Below are 24,227 nucleotides of genomic sequence, written 5' to 3'. Positions count from 1 at the left end.
TCTCCACGAGAGGTCGGCGCTCATGCCGCACCTCGCGCAACGACACGGGAGCTTCGCGCGCCATGCGTCCCTGAGCGGTCGAAGCTCACGCTCGACCTCCAGCGACGAACAAGGGCCGCAGCGGGCCCATCACCAGGGCGTTCAGTGACTCCGTGGCGGGCGCCGTCAGGAGCGCTCCACGCGAGCGCAGGGCCGCCGCCCTCAACACGCGCTGGTGCTCCGCGAAGCGCCGTGCATACGCGGCCAACACGTCCTCGGTCAGCAACTCCTCCAGCGCCGCGCCAGTCTCCGAGTCCACCAACCGCGCGCCCTCGCCCCCCGTCGGAGCCAGGTCCTCCGCGTCCAACACCTGCACCAGGAAGACCCCCGCCGCGCCCCGCGACAACCGCGCCACCATCGCGGGCAGGTCCGCCTCGAACAGGAAGTCGCTCACCACCACGCGCAGGCCACAGGACCTCGGCGGAGGCATCCGCCCCAGCGCCGTCACGAGGTCATCCTTCGCGTCGAACTCCAGCGCGCGCAGCGCCGCCCGACAAGCCGCCCCCTGCACCCGCTCCGACCGCACCCCCGTCGCAAGCAACGTGGGACTCAATCCCTGACGAGCCCCCACCTCACACGCGAGCAACGCCAGCTCCCGCGCACACGCCGCCTTGCGCGGTGACAACGCCATGGAGCGCGAGCCATCCAGCACCACCTCCACGCGCGGCGACACCTCGTCCTGCCGCACCCGCAAGATGAGCTCATCGGTCCGCGCCACCGCGTTCCAGTCGAGCTGCCTCAGGTCATCGCCCGGCTGATACGCCCGGAAGTCATGCAGCTCCAAGGCGCTCCCGGTGGACGCCGCGCGGACCTCACCCACGCGGCCCCGGTGAGGCCCTCGCGGCAACGCCAGCCCCAACCCGGGCGCCAGTCGTCCCACCGCCGCTTCATCCAGACGCTCGCTCACGGCAGATGGGCCCGCTTCTCACGCTCAGCGAGCACCCGGTCCGCCATGAAGGCGACCAGCAACGCCACACCCACCACGAAGGCGACCAGCGGCCACGCCATCCCCGGCTCGGCCGTGGCGTAGTCATGCGCCCCGAAGTTCGCGATGCCCACCACCGGATTCAGGAGGTTCAGCAGCGGGTCTCCCATCTCGATTCCCACCAGCGCGGCCACCAGCGGAGGCAGGCCCGCCGCCACGCCCACCGCCGCCACGAAGAGCAACCGCACCGAGGCCGGCGACGAGAACCGGTCCGAGCGAGGCATCCTCCCGAGCACCAACGCCAGGGACAGATAGAGGATGACGTAGGCCGGCATCACCGCCATCAGCATCCGCATGGACTCGCTGCCGTGGTTCGTCTTCCCCGACACCAGCGCCAGCGCCCCCCACACCCCGGCCCACCCCACCAGCAGGAGCATCGTCAGTCGGAAGCCACGCAACGCGCCGGGCCGGAACAGGGACACCGGGCCGGTGGCCGCTCGCAACGCGCGCGCCTGCCCGTCCACGTCCGTCACCACGAAGAGCCCCACGACGGCGAGATGCAGCGTGCCGCAGACGGCGAAGATCTCCGTCACCACGTGCCCCTGGTCCTCGTGCCACCAGAACCCCAGGCCCACCACCAAGGCCACCAGCATCTGCACCACCATCACCCGCCGGGGGCCACGCGTGTAGTCCTCCGTGGAGAGCGACAGTCGCGACGCGGCCACCTCGAACAACAACCAGCCATCCAGGAGCATCAACCCCAGCCCGATGCCCATGGCCAGATGAACCCCATCGTTGCTCAGGAGCCTGTTGCCCGAATCACTCAACGCGCCCGAGACGCCCAGCGCCGCACTGAAGGCAAGTCCCAACACCCCCAGCACCACGAAGTGCACGAAGGCGCGCCCCATGCGGCTGTCCGCCAGCGTCGCCGCGCACACCGCCACCACGGTGAGGAACACCAGCCACGCCCCACCCAACCCCAGCACCGCGAGGATGGACGGCAGGGAGATGCCATTGAGGTAGTAGCTGAACAACAGGAAGGGCCCCACCGCCGAGGCATACAGCGCCGCCTGCACCAGGAAGGAGGACACCTTGCCTCGCAGAATCCTCCGAGGCCCCAGGCCCGTGAGCACCAGCAGCACCCACGTGTCGTCCTCCCGCTCGCGCGCCAGGGAGCGATACGCGCTGTAGGGAATGACGAAGAAGTGCACCACGGCCAGGCAGATGAAGAACGCGAAGAAGTAGCCCTGGCCATGGTGGGCGAACGCCTCCTCCCGCGTATGCACGAAGGCCACGAGCGCCAACACCAGACAGGCCAGCAACATCAAACCGAAGCACGCCCAGAAGACACGCGTGCGCAATCCCTGACGGACCTCCTTCACCACCAGCGGATTGAGGCGATCTCCCCACCGCTCCTGGAAGGACAGGCCCGCGGTGCTCGCGTCCGCCGTCTCCACGGATGCGGACACCTCCGTCCCCGCCCCCGTGCTCGTCTCCACCGGCGCGCTCACGCCAGCCTCCCCTTCGTCACCGTCATGAACGCATCCTCGAGGTTGCGCTCCCGCATCCCGAACGAGCACACCGGCAGGCCCGCCGTCACCAGCGCCGACAACAGCCCCGCCGCCGCGGCGTCCACCTGCCCCGCGCCTGCTCCCGCCTCCAACTCCAGCCCCACCCTCAAGGACTCTCCCTCTCGCGAGACGCGCGCCACGCGCGGCTGCTCCAGCAGGAGCCGCTCCGCTCGCGCCCACGCCGCGTCCGCTTCCGCGCCCACCGCCAGCCGGACCATCAGCTCCACGGCGGCGACACTGGCACCCTGCCGGAGGATGTCCTCCACCCTGCCCGTGGCCAGCAGGCGTCCCTGCTCGATGATGGCGCACGTGTCACAGATTTCAGCCAGCTCCGTGAGGATGTGGCTGGAGATGATGACGGCCTTGCCCTGGTCCGCCAGGGCGCGCAGCAGCTCGCGCAGCTCGATGCGCGCACGCGGGTCCAGGCCATCCGCGGGCTCGTCCAGCAGGAGCAGTTGCGGGTCGTGCAGCAACGTGCGCCCCAGCGCCACCCGCTGCCGCATGCCCTTCGACAGCGCGGTGGTGAGCTTGTCCGCCAGCGGGCCCAGCCCCGTGAAGCCCATCACCGACTCCACGCGCTGGCGCCGCTTCGCGCCCGTCAGCCCATACGCCCGCGCGAAGAAGTCCAGGAACTCGAAGACGGTGACGTCGTCATAGGTGCCGTACCGGTCCGGCATGTAGCCGATGAGCGGACGCACCCGGTCCGGCGTGTCCACCAGCGAGTGGCCCCCCAAGAGCACCTCTCCCGCCGTGGGCGAATCCAGCGTCGCGAGGATGCGCAGCGTGGTGCTCTTGCCCGCGCCATTGGGGCCGATGAAGCCCAGGATGCTGCCCGGCTCCAGATGGAACGACACGTCGTCCACCGCCCGCAGCGCGCCGTAGTCACGCCGCAGCCCCTTCACCTCCAGCAACGGACTCATGGCCTCACCTCGCCGCGGACCAGATGCACGGCGGTCTCCACTTCGGAGGGCATGCCACTGCTCGGCAGCGGCCCCTGCCCGCTCAGTCGCGCGATGAAGCCTCCCTCGGAGAGGTCCGCGCTGAAGGGCGTCAACGCATTCGACAGCCGGAGCCCCGCGCCATCTCCCAGGTGCCGCCCGACCAGGGTGTCCGCCACGTTCCCCGGCTCCGGCTCGGGAGCCCCCAGCGCGCCTTCCTCACCGTCGGACAAGGCAGGCAGCCGGCGCACCGCCCCGTCCAGCCGCACGTACCCCTCCTCCAGTCGCGCGCCCAGCGCGTTCTGGACCCGGGGCGCATCACCCTCACGCTTGAGCACCAGCCGGGCCCGCGACGGGAGCACCGCGACCTCACCCCACTCGCGATAGGTCCTCGGCGGAAGGAAGCCGTCCCCCACCGTGAGGCCCGCCGTCCAGTCCAGGTCCGCCAGCGCGTCGTCCAGGTCGGGCGGCGGCAGGAGCACGCTGGAGGCGGGCAGGTGCAGCGCGTCGGGCGACAGGTTGGCGTACCAGGCGCTCAAGCCCGCCGTCACCGCACGAGCCCGCGCTCCGTCCAGCCACGTCAGGCTGTAACGCGAGGTGTGCACGGCGAAGCCATCCACCAGCACGGACCAGAAGATGAGCGCCAGACACGTCACCACGGAGACGGCCGGCACCATGATGAGAACCGACACCGGCCCCCGGCGTCTCGCCAGCCACCAGGCCCCGGGGCCCACCACCAGCGCGAAGGCGGTGATGACCAGCAGGAAGCGCCCCACGGGCGTGCTGGCATTGGACAGCAGCGGCCGCGGGTCTTTCGTCTGCATCAAGGGCGCCACCCAGCGCTGCGTCATGCCCAGGGGAATCACCACGCCCCGCTGGTAGGCCTCGATGCCGACGGAGCCCCCTTGAATCAGCGACGCACACTCGAACTCGCTTTCCAGGCACCTCCACACCTGGCCAAAGCCATACCGTGCCTGGGTGCTGGCCGCTTCCGGCAAGAGCGGCAGGCGCTCACGCAGGTCGCGGGAGGGGCGCGTGACGACCAGCGTTCCTCCCGTCGCGGCGTAGGCTTCGAGCACGGCCCACACATCCGCCGGAACCGCCGCGGCCTCCGCCGTGACAACCACCAGTTGGAAGCCCACGTAGGCGGCCAGCTCACGAGGAGCATCCTTCGCGTCGAGGAAGCGGATGGAGAAGTAGGGCTCGTCCCGCTCCCCCGTCTTCGTCAATCCCGTGGCGGTCTCGAACTCCGACACCGTCCCCACCGACAGCACCGGCTCGAAGCGGTCGGAGTCGGCGTAGAGGGACTCCACGATGGGCTTCAATCCAGGTGAATCGACCCGCAGGGTGACGGAGTGCCACGCCACGGGCAACGGCACCCAGGTGACGACGCGCTGCCGGGGCCCCACCTCCACATGCCGCATGGCGGAGCGCGAGGTGTCTCCGTAGGCGGGAGAGAAGGCGATGCGCACCGGGAGCGCCTGCGCCCCGCTGTTGTTCAGCACCACCTGCGCCGCCCAGTACCCGCGCTGGGGCTTCAGCACGGCGCCGTGCATGGTGACCCGCAGGGGGCCCTCCGTGACGGAGTCCACGGTGCCCGTCGCGTCGCGATAGCCGTTCGGAGCGTTGGCCTCGACCGCGTCCTCGGCCTCGGCCACGGCCTGTTCGACGGCGACGGCCGCCGGCGGGGGCGACGTGCCCAGCAGGAGCCACAGCGAGAGCATCGCGACGCTAGTCACGCGGCACCTCGGGCACGGCCTGGAGCAGCGCGCGCACCACGTCCGGAGCGGACACCTTCTCGAGCGACGCCTCGTACGCGAGCACCAGCCGGTGATTGAGCGCGGCGGGAGCGGCGGCCACCACGTCGTCGAAGCTCACGTTGGGCCGTCCACTCAACAGCGCACGCGCGCGGCCCGCGGCGGCCAGGGCAAGCGCGGCGCGCGGACTCGCGCCATAACGCACGAAGCGGCGAACGGCCTCCGGCGCGGAGGCCTGGCGCGGGTCGCTGGCCTCCACCAGCCGCCCGATGAAGTCCGCCACCGGCCCCGGCAGATGCACGCGGTCGGAGGCGGCGAACAGGCGCGCGAGCCCCTCCCCATCGAGGACGGGAGACAGCTCTGGCGGCGCGCCGCGCACGCGCGTGGTGAGCAGCGCGCGCAGCGTCTTCGCGCCCACGGGCGGCACCTGGATGCGGAAGAGGAAGCGGTCCAACTGCGCCTCCGGCAGCGGGTAGGTGCCCTCCAGTTCGATGGGGTTCTGCGTGGCCAGCACGAAGAACGGGTCCGGCAGGGTCCGCGTCTGGCCGAGCACCGTCACCCGGCGCTCCTGCATCGCCTCCAGCAGCGCGGACTGCGTCTTGGGACTGGAGCGGTTGATTTCGTCCGCGAGCACCAGGCTCGCGAACAGCGGCCCCTCGCGGAAGACGAACTCGCGGCGCCCCTCGCCCTCCAGCACGTAGGTGCCGGTGATGTCTCCGGGCAGGAGGTCCGGGGTGAACTGGATGCGACGGAAGGGCAGCGCGAGCAGCTTCGCCAGCGACTTGCACAGCTCCGTCTTCCCCAGGCCGGGCAGGCCCTCCAGCAGCACATGCCCGCGCGCGAGCACGGCGACGACGACCTGCTCGACGACGGACTCCTGGTCCAACAGCACCGTGTTCAGGCTGTCCCTGAGCCGGGCCGCCACCTCCGCCGCCCCCTGTGCCTCGGCGGGACTGAGAAGCTCCGCTGCCACGTGTGTCTCCCCTTCCAGACTACTCGCCACCAAAGTACCGCTTCACCAGGTCGCGGTTGCGCGGCAACAGCGGCTGCGCACCAGGCCCCGCCGTCGCCTCACCCCGCGCGCTCGTTCCCCGCGAGCCCGCCGCACCCGCCGACCCCGTGCCGCGCCGAGGGTCCGCCGCCTCGAGCCCCCAGAGCTCTCCGGCCTCGCCGCCATGCCCCTCCGGAAGCGGCTCGAACGAGAGTCGGTCCGGGTCCATCTCCGCCGCACCGCCGAAGACGAGCGGACTCGGCCCTCCGCCCTGTGTCCCCGTACCACGACGAACGCCCCGGCTCGCATGGCCCTCATTGCCTGGCTGCCCCTGTCCCTCGCCCTGCCCCTGTCCCTCGCCCTGCCCCTGTCCCTCGCCCTGCCCCTCGCCCTGTTGCTCGCCGTCCTGTCCGGGTCGCGACGCACCTTCGCTCCGCTGGCGCGCGCCCTGCTTCCGACGTGAGCCCGACCGTTGTGAGCTCGCCTGGGCGCCTTGCCCTTCGCGGGGCTCGAAGCGTTGCGAGAGTGACTGCTGTCGACGCTCCAGCGACCGGCGGAGTTCCGAAATCTGGTCCGGAGCACCCGAGGCCTGGGCGCGGGCCTGGGCCTGCCGCCGCGCCTGGGCCTGCTCTTTCGAGCCCTCCGACTGCGAGGTGCCCTGCTGTCCCGACTGCGAGGTGCCCTGCTGTCCCGACTGCGAGGTGCCCTGCGTCCCGTTCGGGTCCTCTCCCTGAGGCCCCTGTTGGCTCTCGCCCGAGTGGGCCGATGCCTCACCCGGTCCCTGGGAGTCCTCACCCTCGCCCTCACCCTCCAGGCCCATGAGCGCGCGCTCCAGGGCCTCGCGCTCACGAGACGAGGACTCGGCGCCGCCCGCCGCCCCCAGGGCTTCCTCCAAGTCACGCGCGGCTTCGGAGGCCTGGGCCAGCTCGGCGGCGGCCTCCGCGGCGCGCTCGGCGAGTCGCTGCTCCAGTGAATCAGCAGCCTCCCAGTCGCCCGAGTCGAAGCGGCCCGCGGCCACCTCCTCGGCCAGTCGGCGCAGTTCGTCCTCCACGGCCTCGCCCAGAGGTTCCTCCCGGGCCAGGGCCTCCGCCTGGGCCTTCACCGCATCCACCTTCGCGGCGGCAGCGGCATGAGGCGCGCGCGGGCCCTTCGGCGCGGGCAGCGGGAGCAGGAAGCCGACGAGCAGGAACAGCAGCGCGCCCAGGAGGGCCCCCACGGGACGCCGCCACGCCACCACGGGGAGCTTCACGTCACGCACGAGCTGATTGACGCTGAGCTCCCATTCCCCCATGGGCCGCTCCAGCCGGGTGAGGAGCAGTCCCCCCGCGTTGGCCGAGCGGTCCGCGAGCACGGCTGCATGCTCCAGCGACACGCCCCGCGTCCGTGCGCGGAGGAAACACCACGCCAGTCCCGCGAGGACCAGCGGAGGCAGGGCCCAGACCACCGCGCCCCGCAAGAGCAGCCGGGCAAGCACACACGCCGTGACGGTGGCCCACAAGGGAACGAGGCTGGCCTGTGCCCAGGCGAAGGCGTTGAGGCGCCGCTGCACACGCCGCACCGGGGCGAGCACGAGAGCCTGGAGGCGACGTTCTTCGCTGGCGGCCATGGGGAGGGGCCAGTGTCGGACACTCGGCCGGCCCCCACAAGCCACGCGGAGCGGTAACAACCGGCCAGGTCCCCCGTGAAGGATGACCCGGCCGTGGAAGACAGGGACTACCGGGCGCGGCTCGGGTCCACGGTGAGGCAGGGCTCCATCTCATCCGGGGCGACGAGGAACAGCTCCTCGCGGTTCAGGCTCTGGAGGAAACCCAGGGCGGGGTCGCCAATCTGCCCGCCTCCGTCATAGAGCAGGGCCGTCCAGTCGTTCTGTGACGCGGGAAACACATCCGCGACGCCATTGCGATTGAAGTCCCGGGAGTAGCTCGCGGTCGAGATGTCCTCGTCGCCATTGAAGTCGATGTTGGTGCTCGCGTTGCCGATGACCTGGACCTCGTTGAAGCGCAGCCCGCTGATGCGCGCGAGGTCCGCCTCCCTGGCGGGAGCGACCGGCGCGAAGGCCGCGACCTCGTTGATGGTCGCTTCGTTGAAGGAAGCAACCCGCACGCGCGAGTAGTCGAGCACATTGGCCACGCCGCCAATGGTGAAGCCGTAGAACTGGTACTCGTAGTTCATGATGCTCAGGTAGTTGGGCTTGTAATTGGCGTTGTCGGTGCCGCCGTGGCGCAGGCCGATGTTGTGCCCCAGCTCGTGCATGATGGTCCCGGCCAGCTCCAGCGCCGTGCTGTCTCCGGCGTAGCCCAGGGTCACCACCAGGTCATGGGCGGGGATGCCTCGAGAGATGCCACTGGAGTAGTCCCCGTTGTAGTGGTTCGCGATCACCATGTAGTGGAAGAACGGCCCCCGGCTCGCCGCGAAGTACTTGGACTTGAGCTTGTCGAAGTCCTTCCAGACGGGGTTCAGGTCCGGGTCCGCGTCCGCCGCGGCGATCTGCTGGTCCACCACCAGGTGCAGCGAGACGCCCGTGGAACCATCCGGGTTGCTCACCGGCGCGTTCGCGAACGCACTGATGACCCGGTTCAGCGCGGCCTGTGCGGGCCGGAGGCCGGGGTAGTAGTCCACCTCCACGAAGATGTCCTTCTTGAGCGCGTTCGCCCCGAGCGCGGCCAGGTCGAGACGGCCGAAGCCGAACAACTCCGCGTAGTCACTCAGGCGGTCGCCGTCCGTGTCGGAGCTGTTGGGGTTGGTGCCCCATACCATCTCGATGAAGTCGCAGATGCCATCCTTGTCCGCGTCCGGTGAAGAGGGCAGACACCCCACGGGGAGCGGCAGGGGCGCGGCTTCGGCGGACGCCATCTCCCGAGCGGTGGTGGTCGTCTCTTCCTCCCGCACGTCGGCGACGCCACAACCACTGACCCCCAGGAACATCAGGAAAGATGACAACAGGTTCTTCTGAAGCGGACTCATACCCATCCTTTGCGCTGCACCCATTTGCATCACGCCATGCAACACCTCGCTTACGCCTCACGGACACGCTTCGATTTATCGCATCCGCCGACGACAAAGAAATCCCACAATCCTGTATCACGGAGTGCCAGGGATTGGACAGGCACGAACCCTCCAGGACACTGCCGCTCCAACGGCGCGCTCAATGGCAGACAAAAGGCCGGGCCCTCGGAAGGAGGACCCGGCCTTGGGATGCGAAGGCTTCCGCGAAACGAGGGACTACGGCATGCGGCTCTCGTTCACGGTCTGGCAGGGCTCCAACGTTTCCGGGGCGTCGAGGAACCGCGCCTCGCGGTTCAGGCTCCGGAGGATGCCCAGCCCGGGGTCACCAATCTGCCCGGCCCCGTCATAGAGCAGGGCCGTCCAGTCGTTCTGCGACGCGGGATACACGTCCGCGACGCCATTGCGATTGAAGTCCCTGGAGTAGGTCGGGGCATCGGTGACGCCATTGCCGTTGAAGTCGGTGTTGTTGCTCGCGTTGCCGACGACCGAGACGTTGTTGAAGCGAAGTCCGCTGATGCGGGCCAGGTCCGCCTCGGTGGTGGGGGCGACAGGCGCGAAGCCCGAGCCCTCGTTGACGGCCAATTCGTTGAAGGAAGCGACCTGCACGCGCGAGTAGTCGAGCACGTTGGCCGCCCCGCCGATGCTGAACCCATAGAACTGGTACTCGTAGTTCATGATGCTCAGGTAGTTGGGCTTGTAGTTGGCGTGGTCGGTGCCACCGTGGCGCAGGCCGATGTTGTGCCCCAGCTCGTGCATGATGGTTCCGGCCTGGTCCAGTGACGAGCCACCTCCGGCGAAGCCCAGGGTCATCACGAGGTCATGGCCGGGGATGCCGCGAGAGATGCCGCTGGAGTTGCCCCCGTCGTAGCGGTTGGCAATCACCATGTAGTGGAAGAACGGCCCCCGGCTCGCCGCGAAGTACTTGGACTTGATCTTGTCGAAGTCCGTCCAGACGGGGTTCAGGTCCAGGTCCGCGTCCGCCGCGGGAATCTGCTGGTCCACCACCAGGTGCAGCGTGATGCCCGTGGAACCGTCCGGGTTGGCGATGGGCGCGTTGGCGAACGCATTGATGACCCGGTTCAGCGTGGCCTGGGTGGGCTGGAGGCCGGGGTAGTAGTCCATCTCCACGAAGACGTCCTTCTTCCGCGCGTTCGCCCCGAGCGCGGCCAGGTCCAACCCTCCGAAACCGAACGACTCCGCGTAGTCGCTGAGCCGGTCACCATCCGTGTCGGTGCTGTTGGGATTGGTGCCCAGCAACGCCTCGACGATGTCGCAGATTCCATCCTTGTCCGTATCCAGGGAGGCGAGCAGGCACCCCACCGGGAGAGGAAGGGGCACGGCCTCCGCGGTCATCTCCTGGGCGGTGCTGTCCGTCTCTTCTCCCTGCACGTCGGCGACACCACATCCGGTCAACCCCAGGAACACCAGGGAGGCTGACACCAGGCTCTTGCGAAGAGGGTTCATACACGTCCTTTGTGCTGCGAGGAATTGCATCGCATCGTGCAACGACTTACTTACGACTTGCGGCATTTTCAGGTTTTAATCTATTTGCTGCTTCTGACAAATCTTTGGAGACGGGAGGCCCCAGGGATTGGAGCAGGGTGAAACGCGGGGGCCACTGCCTGGAATTGAACGAGGGCCGGCCCTCCAGGGAGGATTTACCCTCGGGTCCTCCCGCTGTCGGAATGCGGCACATCGCGCGACGTCCGCGGTGCGGGGGAATGAATGTCGAACCGAGAAACGAATCCGAACGAAGCACGTTCGCCGCGCAAGGACTTCAGCGAGTCCGCGTGCAGGGCTCGCGGAAACCAGGTGGCGGAGCGCACCGCGCGTTCTCGCGCCGCGCCGGAGTTGTTCGGCCCCGCGGACCAGCTCCAGGCTCCCGGCTTCCTCACGGCCTTCGTCCCGCTGGAGCCCCAGCCCGAGCCCTCATGGCGTCCCGGCATGGGCGCCATCCCCTTCGATGGCGGCGCGACGTTCCGCGTGTGGGCGCCTCATGCGCAGCGCGTGCAGGTGGTGGGTGACTTCAGTCACTGGCACGCGGTGGAGCTGGCGCGCGAGCCCTCCGGCAACTTCTCCCGTGACATCCTTGGCGCGGGCAACGGCCAGCAATACCAGTTCATCATCCAGGGCCGCTACGGCGACTGGCGCTGGCGCAATGACCCGCGCGCCGCGGACGTCACGAACTCCACGGGCAACAGCGTCATCCTGGACCATCGCGACTTCGTCTGGCGCTACGACGGCCTCTTCCGGATGCCGGACTTTCGCGAGGCCGTCATCTACGAGCTGCACATCGGCACGTTCAATGACTCGGCCGGGTGGGGACCGGGGCATTGGCTGAGCGCCATCGACAAGCTCGACTACCTTCGCGAGCTGGGCGTCAACGTGGTGGAGTTGATGCCCTCGGCCGAGTTCGCGGGGGACTTCTCCTGGGGCTACAACCCCACCTTCCCCTTCGCGCCGGAGAGCTCCTACGGCACGCCCAACGACTTGAAGCGCTTCGTGGACGAGGCGCACCGGCGAGGCATCGGCGTCATCATGGACGTCGTCTACAACCACCTGGGGCCCAGTGATTTGCCGCACTGGGACTTCGATGGCGAGACGTTCGGACGGGGTGGCGTGTACTTCTACGCGGACTGGCGCGCGAGCACGCCGTGGGGCGACACGCGTCCGGACTACGGCCGCTCCGAGGTGCGCGACTACCTGCGCGACAACGCACTGATGTGGCTGCGCGAGTACCACATGGATGGCCTGCGGCTGGATGCGACGAAGGAGATTCGCACCGCCAGCGGCGTGGACAATCCGGCGGGCTGGGAGCTGTTGCGCTCCATCACCGAGGCGGTGAAGCGCGAGTTCCCGTGGAAGCTGCTCATCGCGGAGGACATGGCGTCGGACCCCGCCGTCACGCATTCCCAGGGCGCGGGCTTCGACGCGCAGTGGGACGCGGCCTTCGTGCACCCGGTGCGCGCCGCGCTCACCGCGCCCTTCGACGAGGGGCGCGACCTGAACGCCGTCCGCGACGCGCTGTACTTCCGCTACAACGGCCAGGCCTCCCAGCGCGTCATCTTCACGGAGAGCCACGATGAAGTGGCCAACGGCCGCAGCCGGCTGCCCACGGAGGTGTCGCCCTACAACCCGGGGGACATGCTCGCGAAGAAGAAGGCGCTGCTCGGCGCGGTGCTGACCTTGACGGCGCCGGGCATTCCGATGCTCTTCATGGGACAGGAGTTCCTGGAGGACGGGCACTTCGACGACGGAGACCCGCTCGACTGGAACAAGGCGGGCTGGTTCGGCGGCATCCTCCAGGCGCACCGGGACCTCATCCAACTGCGCCGCAACTGGCATGACACCAGCGCGGGCCTGCGCGGCGAACACGTCCACGTGTTCCACCTGAACCACGAGGACAAGGTGATGGCGTTCCACCGCTGGGAGCACGGCGGCGCGGGCGACGACGTCATCGTCGTCGTGAACCTGGGACACCGGACCTTCACGGGGTACGAGCTGGGGCTGCCCACGGATGGCCTCTGGCGGGTGCGCTTCAACGGAGACTGGCGGGGCTACTCACCGGACTTCGGCGACACCTCCGTGCACGATTTCTGGGGCGAGTGGGGCGGACGGGACGGACTGCCCGCGCGCGGCGCGCTCTCCCTGGGGGCCTACAGCGCGGTCATCCTCTCGAGGAATCGCTGGTAGCGTCCCCGCTGAATGCTGCTCGCGCGACCGCCCGACCTCGCTCCCCGTGCCCCGTGGCCGGACATGCCCCTGGTGGTGTGGCCGGCCGCGCTCGCCATGTGGGGCCCGGGCGACGCGTCGTCCAGGCACGCCCACCACGCGATGCACCTGCTGCTCCGTCGCGAAGGCACCCTGACCTTCCGCGCGGGCACGGCGAAGGGGGACTCCCGCGCGGCGGGGGTGCTCGTGGGCCCGGACGTGCCCCACGCCATCGACGCGACGGGGGGCGAGGTCCTCCTCCTGTTCATCGAACCGGAGAGCCAGGACGGCGAGCGGCTGCGCGCCTCGCTCGATTCCCCCGCGCGACTCTTCGACGAAGCGGCACGTGACGCCCTGCTCGCCCGGCTGCCGCGCAAGGGCCCCATCGCGCACGAGGCCATTGGCCCGTGGATGGAGGCCACGCTGGAGGCCCTGGCCGGTCCCACGGAGGCCCCCGCGCCGCGCATGCACCCGCGCGTGCGCAAGCTCCTGCGTCACCTGCGCGCGGAGCCCGCTCCCGAGGACACCTCCCTGGAGGCCCTCTCCGAGGTCGCCGGCCTGTCCTCCGGTCGCCTGATGCACGCCTTCACGGAGTCCACGGGCGTTCCCCTGCGCCCCTATCTGCTCTGGCTGCGACTGCAGCGAGCAGCGGGCGCCCTCGCCTCGGGCCGCACCGCGGGAGAGGCCGCGCACGCCGCGGGCTTCTCCGACGCGGCCCACCTGACGCGCACCTTCCGCCGCATGTTCGGCACCACGCCCTCGTTCCTTCAACGTCGCAGCCAGTTCGTTCAAGCGAAGGCCCGCCCCACCGACGCATCTTGAGCATCGACCCGCCGGACCAGTCTCCGGCTCGCTGCTCTCGAGGTGCCTCGCCATGTCCTTCGCCCTGATACTCATCTCCACCTTCCTGTTGCTCCACCTGCCTCCGCTGCGCCGCCTCCCCTCGCTCTCCACGCCCACCCGTCGCGCCGCCGTGGCCGCGGGCCTCTTCTTCATCGGCGCCGGCGTCATGCACTTCGTCGTGCCCGCCCAGTACGACGCGATGATTCCGCCGCAGCTCCCCTCGCCGCGCTTCTGGACGCTGCTGTCCGGCGTGTTCGAGGTCGCGGGCGGCGTGGGCATGCTGATTCCCCGGACGCGGAAGCTCGCGGCCCTGGGGCTCATCGCGCTGCTGCTCGCCGTCCTCCCCGCCAACATCCACGAGGCGGCGTCGAACCAGGGCTCCCACGTGCTGCCCTTCCCGGAGTGGTACTTCTGGCTGCGCATCCCCTTCCAGCTCATCTACCTTGCGTGGGTGGCATGGGCCGGTGGACTGTGGCCGCTCGGAAGCCGTGCGAGCCGACCTGTCACTGGTTAGGCTGGCGCCCCATGCACTTCCGTCATCTTGGTCGCAGCGGTCTGGCCGTCAGTGAGATTTCCTTCGGCAACTGGCTCACGCACGGCTCCCAGGTGGAAGAGGACGCCGCGCTGGCGTGCGTGAAGGCGGCGCAGGACGTCGGCATCACCACCTTCGACACGGCCGACGTCTACGCCGGCACCCGCGCGGAGTCCGTGCTCGGCCGAGCCCTGAAGGGTCAGCGCCGCGCCGGCTATGAGCTGTTCACCAAGGTGTTCTGGCCCACCGGGCCCGGAAAGAACGACTGGGGCCTGTCGCGCAAGCACATCATGGAGTCCATCGACGGCTCCTTGAGCCGCCTCCAGACGGACTACGTGGACCTGTACCAGGCCCACCGCTTCGACACTGCGACGCCGCTGGAGGAGACGATGGTCGCCTTCGCGGACATCGTCCGTCAGGGCAAGGCCCACTACATCGGCGTCTCCGAGTGGACCGCCGACCAGATTCGCCAGGGCGCCGCGCTCGCCCGCGAGCTGCGCATCCCCTTCGTCTCCAGCCAGCCCCAGTACTCCATGCTCTGGCGCGTCATCGAGGAGAAGGTCATCCCGGCGTCCCTCGAGGAAGGCCTGGGACAGATTGTCTGGTCTCCCCTGGCCATGGGCGTGCTCACCGGAAAGTACCTTCCCGGCCAGCCTCCTCCGGCCGGCAGCCGCGCCACCGACCCCACCGGCTCGCGCTTCATCGCCCGCTTCATGAAGGACGACGTGCTCAACCGCGTGCAGCAGCTGCGTCCCCTGGCCCAGCAGGCGGGACTCACCATGGCGCAGCTCGCCGTCGCGTGGGTGCTCCAGAACAAGGGCGTCTCCTCCGCCATCATCGGCGCCTCGCGGCCCGAGCAGGTCCACGACACCGTGAAGGCCTCGGGCGTGAAGCTGGAGGCGGAGTTGATGCGCCGCATCGACGAGGTGCTCGGCCCCGTCGTCGAGCGCAACCCGGCCCTCACCGAAGTGCCCGACCGGAAAATCTGAAGCAGGGCTGTCATGCATCAACCCAGCTCTGTCCCCTCTCCGACACTTGAGAGGGGATTGAGTTGAAGGCGACAACCCCAGACATGGCCTAATCCCTCCCCAGGCGCGCCCGTGTGGGACGCCCTGGACGCAATCACAGCCACACGTGACGAGGGATACATGAAGAAGACTCTGTTGATGGGACTCCTGGGCGCGCTCATCGGCATCGGCACCTCCATGGTGTCAGGGACCGCGGCGGCCTCGGAGGATTCGCTCGTGCCGTGCTGCTCTGACTGTGATGCCGGCTATGACAGGTGCATGGCCAACTGTCAGGGCGAAGACTGCGATCTCTCCTGCTTCAGCAGGTGGAGGCCTTGCTACAACGTCTGCTCCCACGCCTGCTAGGTGAGGTCGTCATGATGTCGGAGGGCGCGGGCACGAAAGCCCGCGCTCTTCGATTCAAGGACCTCCGCCGCCGCCCTATACTCGTCCCAGGCTCTTCACCTGGAGGTGGCGTATGCGCTGGTTCGTGGTCACCGCAGTGCTGTTCGCGTCGAGTGCGTCCGCCCAGTCTCCTGAATGCAAGTCGGCGAAGAAGGAGTTCGCGGAGCGCGAGGAGCAGCTCACCACCTTGAAGAAGGCGCGCAAGGACATGCGCGACGTGCTGGTGACGGCCAAGAAGGGGCGCGCGCACAGCCGCGCCCTGGACTCACTGGAGAAGGCGGATGATGCCCTGGAGGACGCCGTCAAGCGGGCGATGGCGGAGCAGCTCCAGCGCGACAAGCTGACCCGGGAAATCTGCAAGTAGCCGTCGCGCTGTCCAGGCGGCGTGAGGGCCTCACGCCGTCTCTCACGTTCTCAAGTTCCTGATGTTTCAGGGCTACAGCTTCGTCCCCCTTGGGATTCAGCGGGGATTGAAGCATGGTCCTCGCCATGAATCGGCAAGAGTCCGCGATGTTCGTCGGGGTGGCGGTGCTGTGGGTCCCCTTGCTGCTGGGCGTGTTCATCGGGACGTGGCTCAGGAAGCACGTGCATCCCAAGGTGATGGCGCACTCGGAGCTGCTCAGCAGGACGGCGAACTCCAGCGTCACCCGGCTGTCGAACATCGTGTTCATCATCTTCTGGGTGGGAGTGACGCTGGCCTGCAGCGGCATGATGGCCCCGAGGACTCTCACGTGGCTCCAGTCAGTGGGAGGGCTGCCCTTCGTGCCCACGCTCGAGCTGCTGCGAGGGGTCTCCCTGTTCGCGGCCTTCATGATTGGCTACACCGTTGGGGCCATGCCCCGGGGAGACTCCGCGCGGCAGGCCTCACAGGCGCACGGCAACGCGTCAGGAGCGACCGCGTCCGGTCCCAGCAACGGCCAGCACGTCAACAAGTACCCCAGCATGCGGGTGCTCGCCATCATCGGAGGCACGATTGCCGTCGGACTGGGCGTGGGCGCGCTGAGCACGGGGCTCAAGAAGGGTGGCTTCCTGACGACCTCGGACGTGGGCGGGCTCCCCGAGCTGGCGCGCATCCAGGAGCAGCTGAGGCCGCTCGAGGCCTGCTCGCTCAGCTACATGAAGCGGGACCGGCGAGGCTCACGCAACTACCCGACCACGGTCTGGCTCAGGACCTGTACGCACAACGAGTACTTCTCCGTCATGATCACCGTCCCTGGGACCTGGGCGAGCCGGGGCGTCGGTTTCGAGATGGAGCGCGGTTCCAGCTCGGAGCCCTGGGAAATCCTGGTCGAGAAGAACGATGTGCCCTTCCCCGACCTCAAGGAGGCGCTGGAGCACTTCGCGCCCATCATCGCCGCGCAGTATCCGGAGGAGCTCCGAAAACGACGCACGAGCTCGGATGAGATGGACCGCCACCTGGAGGAACGCTCGCGGCTGGAGAAGGAACGCAAGGAGCGCGCGAAGACCTCCTATCCGGAGTGAGTTCGCTCACTGGCGTGGACTCCTCCAACCCCGCTTCTCCAGCACGCGCACGTTGGGGACATCCGCGAGCGTGGCCAGGTAGTCTGACAGCGCCAGCAGTTCGATATCGTCCACCTGCCCCTCGAAGGGCCGCACGTAGATGGCATTGCCGTAGTTGTGCAGACACTTCGCGGGGGTGTCGTCGACGATGAGCACCCGCTCCAGTCGGAAGCCCCTGCGCTTCAGCTTGTGGAGCTTCTTCGCATATTCGTAATGCGAGGACGGGTCCATGAAGCCCTCCTCCAGCACGCGCGCGCGGTCCACGCTGAAGGTGCACCGGCTGCGGCCCCAGACCAGCTCGGGGCGGAGTTCCGGAGGGAAGAGGTGATGGACGATGGCGGCGACGTAGGCGTCCGCCGCGGATGACCAGACGGCGAGGCGGAACCGGGCCGCGCACTCGGTGAGGAACCGCTCCAGGTGGGGCCTCGCGTAGACGTGGAAACCGAACACACGGAAGTCCGCCGCGCGCTCCAGCGGGGCCTCGCGGGCGTGAATCAGCGTCTCGTCCAGGTCCAGCACCAGGAGCAGCTTGTCCGGGTCCATGCGGGTCACCACTCGTCGCGCTGCGGGATGCGCCACATCGCCAGGAGACACATGCCAGGGACGCCTCCGTGCCTCCAGTGCTGACTCTTCCACGCATGCCCTGTTGGAACGCGCACACCCCGCCGTGTGGCCGGGCGGCACGCCGCGCCCCGGGGCTAAGTGCTGTCGGGTTCATCCCTCTCATCCGCCCCCTGAGGAGCCCCATGCACCTGCGCGTCTTGTTGACGACCCTGGCCTGCGCCGCCGTCCTGTCCCTCGCCGGACCCGCCCGAGCCCAGGACGCCACGGAGAGTCCTCCGTCCGAGCCCGGCGTGTCCCCGTTCGACCCGGCCTTCCCCGGCCAGACGCGCGCCCCCGCCGTGCAGACGCAGACGCCCTATCAAGTCACTGAAATCGCCTCCGGCTTCAACTACCCCTGGGCCGTCGCCTTCCTGCCGGACCGGCGCATGCTCGTGACGGAGAAGCCCACCGGGAAGCTCTTCATCGTCACACCCCAGGGAGTGAAGTCCGCGCCCGTCGCGGGCCTGCCTCCCGTGGACGGCCGCGAGCAGGGCGGCCTGCTCGACGTGGAGGTCGACCCCGACTTCGCCACGAACAGCCTCATCTACTGGACCTATTACGAGCCACGCGAGAACGGCAACGGGCTCGCGGTGGGACGCGGGAAGCTCAAGGACGGCCCCCAGCCGCGCATCGAGGCGCTGCGAATCATCTTCCGCATGAAGCCCACCCTGGACTCGCTGTGGCACGCGGGAGGCCGCCTCGTCTTCGCTCCCGACGGCACCCTCTTCGTCACCCTGGGCGAGCGCTCCATCCTCACCGGCCGCGTCCAGGCCCGACAGCTCAACAGCCACTTCGGCAAGATTGTCCGCATCCACACCGATGGCACCGTGCCCGCCAACAACCCCTTCGTGAACAACCCCGCGGCGCGTCCGGAAATCTACTCACGCGGCCACCGCAACGTCCTCGCCGCAGCGCTCGACGGCCAGGGCCGCCTCTGGGAAGTGGAGATGGGACCGCTGGGCGGCGACGAGCTCAACCTCGTCGAGCCAGGCAAGGACTACGGCTGGCCCACCATCGGCTATGGCAAGGAGTACTCCGGCGCGCCCATCCACGAGAGCTCCCAGGGCCCAGGCATGGAGCAACCTGTCTACTACTGGGACCCGGTGATTTCCCCCTCGGGGTTGACCATCTATTCCGGGAACCTCTTCCCCGAATGGAGGGGCAACTTCTTCATCGGCGGGCTGTCCAGCCACGCCCTGGTGCGGCTCGTCCTGCGCAATGACCGCGTCGTGGGCGAGGAGCGCCTCAAGCCCGCGGGGAACAACCGGGTCCGCGACGTCGTCCAAGGCCCCGAAGGCGCGCTCTACCTGCTCACCGACGCGCCAAACGGCCGGCTGCTCAAGGTGACGCCCCGCCAGGCGCCGCCGCTCTAATCGGGCCTCCCGCGAGGGGCGCTGGAACCAGAGGCGACGGCCAGGCGACAAATGTGTTTCCAGCCGTTGCCAGACGGCCCGGGAAGCGGACAAACCGGCCGATCCATTTGACTTTCAGGGCGGACGGAACAACAGATGGGCGCGCGAGTTGGCAACCGGGTTACTGACACCCGTCACCCACTTCCCCCCAGGCTTCCCTTCATGACGCTCTCCCTCCTCCTGGCCCAGACAGGGCAACCCGAGCTCGGCTGGCTCAGCAGCAAGCTGCTCGGTGTCACGCTCACCTCCGCCGAGTGGGTCCTCTGGATTCTGGTCGTCCTCTCCGTGCTCTCCATCGCCATCATGCTGGAGCGCACGGTGTACTTCGCCCGCAACCGCCTGCCGGACTCGGAGGCCCTGGCGGTCCGGCTGGCGCGCGGCGACTTCGAGGCGGCGCGCAAGGCCGTGGAGGGCAAGACGGGCATGGAGGCCGCCATCATCCGCGAGGCGCTCGCCTCCGCCTCGCAGGGCGCGGACACCGTGGAGCAGGTGATTGCGTCCACCATGTCCCGCGAGCGCCCCCAGTATGAGCGCTTCCTGTCCTTCCTGGGCACGCTGGGCAACAACGCCCCGTTCATCGGCCTGTTCGGCACGGTGCTCGGCATCATCAAGGCGTTCCACGATTTGGGCTCCGCCAACGTGAAGGGCGCGGCGATTCAGCAGACCGTCATGGCCGGCATCTCCGAGGCGCTCGTCGCCACCGCCGTGGGTCTGGCCGTCGCGATTCCCGCCGTCGTCGCCTTCAACATCTTCAACCGTCAGCTCAAGACGCTCACCAGCCGCGCCAACGCCCTGGGCTACGCGCTGGTGGGCAGCATGCGCGCCGAGGGCCGCACGCCCGATGCGGCCACTCGCACGGCGGAGGGCCGCTAGCCCATGGCCGGAGGCGCGCAGCAAGACGACGAGGAAATCACCGGCATCAACGTCACCCCGCTGGTGGACATCGTGCTGGTGCTGCTCATCATCTTCATGGTGACGGCCAACTTCATCGTCCGCGAGACGGTGGAGGTGGACCTGCCCCGCGCGGCCAACGGCGGCGAGACGGTGCAGGGGCTCGTCAACGTGGTGCTCGACAAGGAGGGCAAGCTCTACTTCGACGGCGCCGCGGTGAGCGAGGCGGACTTGAGGGCGAAGGTCGCCGAGGCCATCGCCAAGGACAAGGACACCCGCGCCATCATCAGTGCCGACCAGAGCATCGCGTATGGACAGGTGATGCGGCTCATCGACACGGTGAAGGGCCAGGGCATCGCCAAGTTCGCGCTCAACATCGAGAAGGACGTGGCCCCCGCGGCCGCGCCCGCCACACCCTGACGCAAGGCCCAGCGCATGAGCCAGGCGGTCGTCGACTCCCCTCCCCCGATGTTCCCCCGCCGTGAGCGCTCGCTCTGGGTGGTGGGCATCTTCCTGCTCACCTCGCTGGTGCTGCACGGCGTGGGCTTCTGGTACCTCAACCGCATCGCCGAGCGCCCGCGCCCCGTCGCCCAGCGCCCGGTGGAGCTCGTCATGGTGGAGGTCCAGAAGCCGCCTCCTCCGCCTCCTCCCGAGGAGAAGAAGGAAGAGCCCAAGCCGCCTCCGCCCAAGCCCAAGGCGGTGAAGCCCCCGCCCATCAAGGTGGCCGAGGTGCCCAAGCCCCAGCCGCCTCCGCCGGAGCAATTGCCGCCTCCGCCCAACGAGCCGCCGCCCACGCCGCAGGCCAAGCCGCCGCCGCTCGTGGTGGGCATGACGATGTCCTCCACCACCAGCGCGGGCTCGTTCGCCGCGCCCGTGGGCAACACCGCCTACGGCAAGGCGGACGGCGTCGCGAAGGACCCCAAGGACGTGAAGGGCTACTCCGCGCCCAAGTACACGCCCATCTACCAGGTGGACTCCGAGCCCACCGTGGCCTCCGAGGTGAAGGTCCCCTATCCGGAAGAGGCCCGTCGCGCTGGCATCGAAGGCACGGTGACGCTGTCCATCACCATCGACAACGAGGGCCGCGTCGTCGCCGCCAAGGTGCTCTCCGGCCCCGGCTACGGCCTCAATGAAGCGGCGCGCGATGCCATCAAACGCTTCCGCTTCAAGCCCGCCATCAAGGGCGGCGAGGCGGTCTCCACGGAGATGAAGTACTCGTACACGTTCCTGCTGGACTGAAGCACGCCGGGGCCCCACCTCCCTGCTGGAGGGACGGGGCCCGCGCGAGCCTCACTGCGAGCGCAGCGCCCGGCGCATGATGTCGCGCAGCGCGCGCAGGTCATCATCCGACAGCGCGGCGATGAGCTCCGGCGGCTCCGCCAGTCGCTCCAGGAGCCGCTCGCGCAGCGCCACACCCGAGTCCGTCAGCACCAGCATCTTCACCCGCCGGTCCTGCTCGCTGCTGCGCCGCTCCACCAGGCCCCGCGCCTCCATGCGGTCCACCAGGCCGGTGACATTGGACGCGTCACACGACAGGTAGTTGGCCAGCGTGCTCATCGCCAGCGGGCCCTCGCCCAGCTGACGCACCACGTGCGCCTGCACCGGGGACAGCTCGAACTCGGCCGCCAGCGCCGGGAAGTTCCGCATGTGGGCGTGCATCAGCTCGAACAGCAGCGTCCACGCCTGCTTGGGCAGGTCCCCCTCCAGGGCCTCCGGCCCGGAGTTCGGCGGCTTGCCCCGTCGCTCCAGATTCTCGCTGCTTCCACTCATACCGCTCATGGTAATTCACCCCCATTACCTAAACAATTGACTTCATCAAATATTGAGGGTTACTACATTCCGGAGCTTCCAAAATCGAACGACATGGCCTATGTGGGGCCCGACCCGAAACAGGACCGTGGAAGAAGCCATGCGGCGGCGGATGACCTTCATAAGAGCCGGTTCGGCCCTTCGCGCTGAATTCCTGTCGTTCATGACGCGCTCGGGCAGAACGCCCGGAACGCGGACCCAAGACACACCCCCGTAGTGAATCCATCTAGGACCATTGGGGTTCGCGCCGGCGCGGACCCCACGAGGAGGCAGAGGCGGTTATGAGCTCACTTCTGGCGTTGACCCTGGCGGCCACCCTGGCCGCGGCACCGCCCCCCGTGCTGACCCTGGAAGACGCACTCATCCAGGCGCGAAAAGAGAACCTGGACCTGAAGGCGGCGCAGGCGCGGCTGCGTCAGGCGGACACGGCGTCCCGCAAGGCGTGGGCGGGCTATCTGCCCACCATCACCGTGGGCGCGGCCATCGTCCGAAACTCCAATGCCGCCGTCATTCCCCCAGGCCCCCTGGGTCCCGAGCCCGTGGTCATCCAGCCCCTGGTGCAGCGGCAGTTCCAGGCGGAGCTGCGCCAGGCCCTCATCGCGCCCCAGCTGTGGGCGGGCATCCAGGCGGCCTACAAGAGCGAGACGGTCGCCGCGCTCAACGTGGAGCAGGCGCGCCGGGAAATCCTCTTCGGCGTGGCGCAGGCGTACTACGGCGCCGCCGCGCAGGCCCAGGCCGTGACGGTGCAGGAGCGGCTGGTGGAGCTCAACGGCGCTCGCTCGAAGGACACCAAGGTCCGCTTCGACGCCGGCACGGTGACGCGCGTCGCGCTCCTGCGCGCCGAGCAGGATTTGTCCCGCGCCGAGCAGGACCTCATCCGCGCCCGCAACGCGCTGGCGTCCGCGAAGCTGGTGCTGACCACGCTGCTGGCGTTGGACAGCCCGGACTTCGAGGTGGCCCCGCCGCCGGAGCCGCAGGTGCCGGTGAAGACGGAGTCGGAAGTCCTCGTGGAGCGCTCGCTGGAGCAGCGCGCGGACGTGGCCGCGGCCCGTGAGACGACGGAGCTGGCGCGCATCAACAAGCGCGGCGTGTGGTTCAGCTACCTGCCCACCGTGGGCCTCACCGGCACCTGGCGCATCGCCAACGCCGCGGGCTTCGCGGGCCGGGCGGACGTGTGGCTCATCACCCTCGGCGCCAACTGGACGCTGTGGGATGGCGGTCTGCGCGAGGCCAACCTCGCGGACACCTCCGCGAAAATCGTCGAGGCCCAGGCCAACGCCCGCAAGGCGGAGCTGACGGCGCGCGAGGAAGTGAAGCGCTCGCAGTTGGATTTGGAGAGCGCCCTGGCCAATCGCCTCAAGGCGGAGCAGACGGTGGAGCTGGCGCGGGAGTCCCAGCGCCTCACCGACGTCTCCTTCAAGGCCGGCGTGGCCACGTACCTGGAAGTCGCGGACGCGAACACCGCGCTGACCAACGCCGAAATCGGCCTGGTGAGCGAGCGCCTCCAGGCTTCGGTCGCCGCCCTGCGCCTCTTGCGCTCGGTGGGTGCGTTCGAGGCTCGCCCGCTCGACTCCGACCTGAAGGACGAGAACGCGGTGCCGCCCACGGTGCAGCCGCTGCCCGGCGCGACGGAGCAGAACCCCGCGCAGATGCAGCAGCCGGAGCAGTCGCAGCCGGAGCAGCCGCAGCCCGCGCCGCAGCCCTAGAGACTCACCCGTCCGGCGCCTGAACTCCAGGCGCCGGACCGACCGCCTCCCGGGGCGGTGGCGCGTCCCCGCTTGTGAGGCTTCGCCACCGACCCCACCCTCGGAAGGAAGACAGCAGCACCCCTTTTTCCGAGGAGGTCATCATGGCGGAAGGACAGTGGGGCAACTGCAAGAGTTGTCGCTACTTCGCCAGCGGTAATGCGAACCCCAGTGACAACGAGACGCAGCGCTGCATGCAGGCGGACCTGCGTGCGTACGACCTGAAGGTCTCTGGCGCCAGCGGCTGCAATGCGTTCGAGGCCCGCACCGGCGTCGGACCCCAGCAGCGGCAGGAGCCCGCCCAGCCGGCGCACTGACACCGGCAAGCGGTTCCCGTCGAGACTTCGTGGAGCACAAGACTCCACGAAGCAAGACGGCCACGGCCCGTCGGGCCGTCCTCCCTCTCAACACCCTTTGACACCCGCTCCGTGAGAGCGAGCAAATCCTGCTCGTTTACGAGCAGGTGACGCATGGACTGCTTTGGGGCCGCCTGGAGTCTGCCCTTGGAAGCGCCGTGCGAA

The 24,227-nt window shown here is 68.9% G+C and carries 23 protein-coding genes; 13 read left to right on the top strand and 10 right to left on the bottom strand.

Features of this window, described 5'->3' with window-relative positions; all coding sequences use genetic code 11:
- Nucleotides 1-85: 85 nt before the first annotated feature.
- From HUA75_RS16195 to HUA75_RS16160, 8 genes are all read right to left on the bottom strand, one after another.
- The gene (locus HUA75_RS16195; RefSeq protein ID WP_174486892.1) at nt 86-946 is read right to left on the bottom strand and encodes a DUF58 domain-containing protein; all 861 of its coding nucleotides are present in this window, start codon (nt 944-946) and stop codon (nt 86-88) included.
- Nucleotides 943-2,475 carry an ABC transporter permease gene (locus tag HUA75_RS16190; protein WP_371746121.1) on the bottom strand — a complete coding sequence of 511 codons (1,533 nt, stop codon included), beginning with the start codon at nt 2,473-2,475 and terminating at the stop codon, nt 943-945. Before HUA75_RS16190 ends, HUA75_RS16195 begins: the two co-directional genes overlap by 4 nt.
- Nucleotides 2,472-3,455 carry an ABC transporter ATP-binding protein gene (locus HUA75_RS16185; protein WP_141640541.1) on the bottom strand — a complete coding sequence of 328 codons (984 nt, stop codon included), beginning with the start codon at nt 3,453-3,455 and terminating at the stop codon, nt 2,472-2,474. Before HUA75_RS16185 ends, HUA75_RS16190 begins: the two co-directional genes overlap by 4 nt.
- Nucleotides 3,452-5,212 carry a hypothetical protein gene (locus HUA75_RS16180; protein ID WP_174486891.1) on the bottom strand — a complete coding sequence of 587 codons (1,761 nt, stop codon included), beginning with the start codon at nt 5,210-5,212 and terminating at the stop codon, nt 3,452-3,454. The genes HUA75_RS16185 and HUA75_RS16180 overlap by 4 nt, the downstream gene beginning before the upstream one ends.
- Complete coding sequence (locus tag HUA75_RS16175) at nt 5,205-6,203, bottom strand: AAA family ATPase (protein ID WP_174460998.1); 999 nt, start codon at nt 6,201-6,203, stop codon at nt 5,205-5,207. Before HUA75_RS16175 ends, HUA75_RS16180 begins: the two co-directional genes overlap by 8 nt.
- Before the next feature lie 19 nt (nt 6,204-6,222).
- Nucleotides 6,223-7,827: a hypothetical protein gene (locus tag HUA75_RS16170; RefSeq protein WP_174486890.1), complete on the bottom strand. Its 1,605-nt coding sequence runs from the start codon at nt 7,825-7,827 to the stop codon at nt 6,223-6,225.
- 107 nt (nt 7,828-7,934) lie between these two features.
- Nucleotides 7,935-9,185, bottom strand: a complete 1,251-nt coding sequence (locus HUA75_RS16165) for a hypothetical protein (protein WP_174486889.1) — start codon at nt 9,183-9,185, stop codon at nt 7,935-7,937.
- Nucleotides 9,186-9,443: 258 nt separating this feature from the next.
- Nucleotides 9,444-10,691 carry a hypothetical protein gene (locus tag HUA75_RS16160; RefSeq protein WP_141640538.1) on the bottom strand — a complete coding sequence of 416 codons (1,248 nt, stop codon included), beginning with the start codon at nt 10,689-10,691 and terminating at the stop codon, nt 9,444-9,446.
- A gap of 261 nt (nt 10,692-10,952) precedes the next feature.
- Here HUA75_RS16160 and HUA75_RS16155 point away from each other — a divergent pair, with 261 nt between their 5' ends.
- The 7 genes from HUA75_RS16155 to HUA75_RS16125 all read left to right on the top strand — a co-directional run bounded on the left by HUA75_RS16155 (nt 10,953) and on the right by HUA75_RS16125 (nt 17,207).
- Nucleotides 10,953-12,920, top strand: a complete 1,968-nt coding sequence (locus HUA75_RS16155) for an alpha-amylase family glycosyl hydrolase (RefSeq protein WP_174486888.1) — start codon at nt 10,953-10,955, stop codon at nt 12,918-12,920.
- A 63-nt stretch (nt 12,921-12,983) separates the two neighbouring features.
- Nucleotides 12,984-13,760, top strand: a complete 777-nt coding sequence (locus HUA75_RS16150; RefSeq protein ID WP_254627580.1) for an AraC family transcriptional regulator — start codon at nt 12,984-12,986, stop codon at nt 13,758-13,760.
- A gap of 52 nt (nt 13,761-13,812) precedes the next feature.
- Complete coding sequence (locus HUA75_RS16145) at nt 13,813-14,295, top strand: DoxX family protein (protein WP_174486887.1); 483 nt, start codon at nt 13,813-13,815, stop codon at nt 14,293-14,295.
- Between the two features lie 11 nt (nt 14,296-14,306).
- Nucleotides 14,307-15,302: an aldo/keto reductase family protein gene (locus HUA75_RS16140; RefSeq protein WP_141640534.1), complete on the top strand. Its 996-nt coding sequence runs from the start codon at nt 14,307-14,309 to the stop codon at nt 15,300-15,302.
- A gap of 159 nt (nt 15,303-15,461) precedes the next feature.
- Nucleotides 15,462-15,686: a hypothetical protein gene (locus HUA75_RS16135; protein WP_174460992.1), complete on the top strand. Its 225-nt coding sequence runs from the start codon at nt 15,462-15,464 to the stop codon at nt 15,684-15,686.
- Between the two features lie 112 nt (nt 15,687-15,798).
- Nucleotides 15,799-16,089 (top strand): hypothetical protein, encoded by a 291-nt coding sequence (locus HUA75_RS16130; RefSeq protein WP_174486886.1) that lies wholly within the window; start codon nt 15,799-15,801, stop codon nt 16,087-16,089.
- 125 nt (nt 16,090-16,214) lie between these two features.
- The gene (locus tag HUA75_RS16125) at nt 16,215-17,207 is read left to right on the top strand and encodes a hypothetical protein (RefSeq protein WP_174486885.1); all 993 of its coding nucleotides are present in this window, start codon (nt 16,215-16,217) and stop codon (nt 17,205-17,207) included.
- A 6-nt stretch (nt 17,208-17,213) separates the two neighbouring features.
- On the opposite strand, the gene HUA75_RS16120 is transcribed toward HUA75_RS16125, so the two are convergent.
- A complete protein-coding gene (locus HUA75_RS16120) occupies nt 17,214-17,789 on the bottom strand; it encodes an NIF family HAD-type phosphatase (RefSeq protein ID WP_174486884.1) in 576 nt (191 codons plus the stop codon).
- 203 nt (nt 17,790-17,992) lie between these two features.
- Between HUA75_RS16120 and HUA75_RS16115 the strand changes: the two genes are divergently transcribed.
- The 4 genes from HUA75_RS16115 to HUA75_RS16100 all read left to right on the top strand — a co-directional run bounded on the left by HUA75_RS16115 (nt 17,993) and on the right by HUA75_RS16100 (nt 21,391).
- On the top strand, nt 17,993-19,222 hold the full coding sequence (locus tag HUA75_RS16115; protein ID WP_174486883.1) for a PQQ-dependent sugar dehydrogenase: 1,230 nt from the start codon (nt 17,993-17,995) through the stop codon (nt 19,220-19,222).
- Between the two features lie 201 nt (nt 19,223-19,423).
- Entirely contained in the window at nt 19,424-20,134 is a 711-nt protein-coding gene (locus tag HUA75_RS16110) for a MotA/TolQ/ExbB proton channel family protein (protein ID WP_141640529.1), read from the top strand.
- Nucleotides 20,135-20,137: 3 nt separating this feature from the next.
- Nucleotides 20,138-20,572, top strand: coding sequence for a biopolymer transporter ExbD (locus HUA75_RS16105; RefSeq protein WP_141640528.1), 435 nt, complete (start codon nt 20,138-20,140; stop codon nt 20,570-20,572).
- 15 nt (nt 20,573-20,587) lie between these two features.
- Nucleotides 20,588-21,391 (top strand): energy transducer TonB, encoded by an 804-nt coding sequence (locus HUA75_RS16100; RefSeq protein WP_141640527.1) that lies wholly within the window; start codon nt 20,588-20,590, stop codon nt 21,389-21,391.
- A gap of 51 nt (nt 21,392-21,442) precedes the next feature.
- Here the strand turns inward: HUA75_RS16100 and HUA75_RS16095 are convergent, their stop codons facing one another.
- Nucleotides 21,443-21,931: a MarR family winged helix-turn-helix transcriptional regulator gene (locus tag HUA75_RS16095; protein ID WP_174454297.1), complete on the bottom strand. Its 489-nt coding sequence runs from the start codon at nt 21,929-21,931 to the stop codon at nt 21,443-21,445.
- A gap of 311 nt (nt 21,932-22,242) precedes the next feature.
- On the opposite strand from HUA75_RS16095, the gene HUA75_RS16090 reads away from it, so the two are divergent.
- Together HUA75_RS16090 and HUA75_RS16085 are read left to right on the top strand one after the other, a co-directional pair.
- Entirely contained in the window at nt 22,243-23,667 is a 1,425-nt protein-coding gene (locus HUA75_RS16090; protein ID WP_174486882.1) for a TolC family protein, read from the top strand.
- A 143-nt stretch (nt 23,668-23,810) separates the two neighbouring features.
- Nucleotides 23,811-24,023, top strand: a complete 213-nt coding sequence (locus HUA75_RS16085) for a hypothetical protein (RefSeq protein WP_141640524.1) — start codon at nt 23,811-23,813, stop codon at nt 24,021-24,023.
- Nucleotides 24,024-24,227 lie beyond the last annotated feature (204 nt).

The organism is Myxococcus sp. CA040A, from assembly GCF_013336725.1.
Lineage (GTDB): Bacteria > Myxococcota > Myxococcia > Myxococcales > Myxococcaceae > Myxococcus > Myxococcus llanfairpwllgwyngyllgogerychwyrndrobwllllantysiliogogogochensis.
This window is presented reverse-complemented; position numbering and strand designations above follow the sequence as displayed.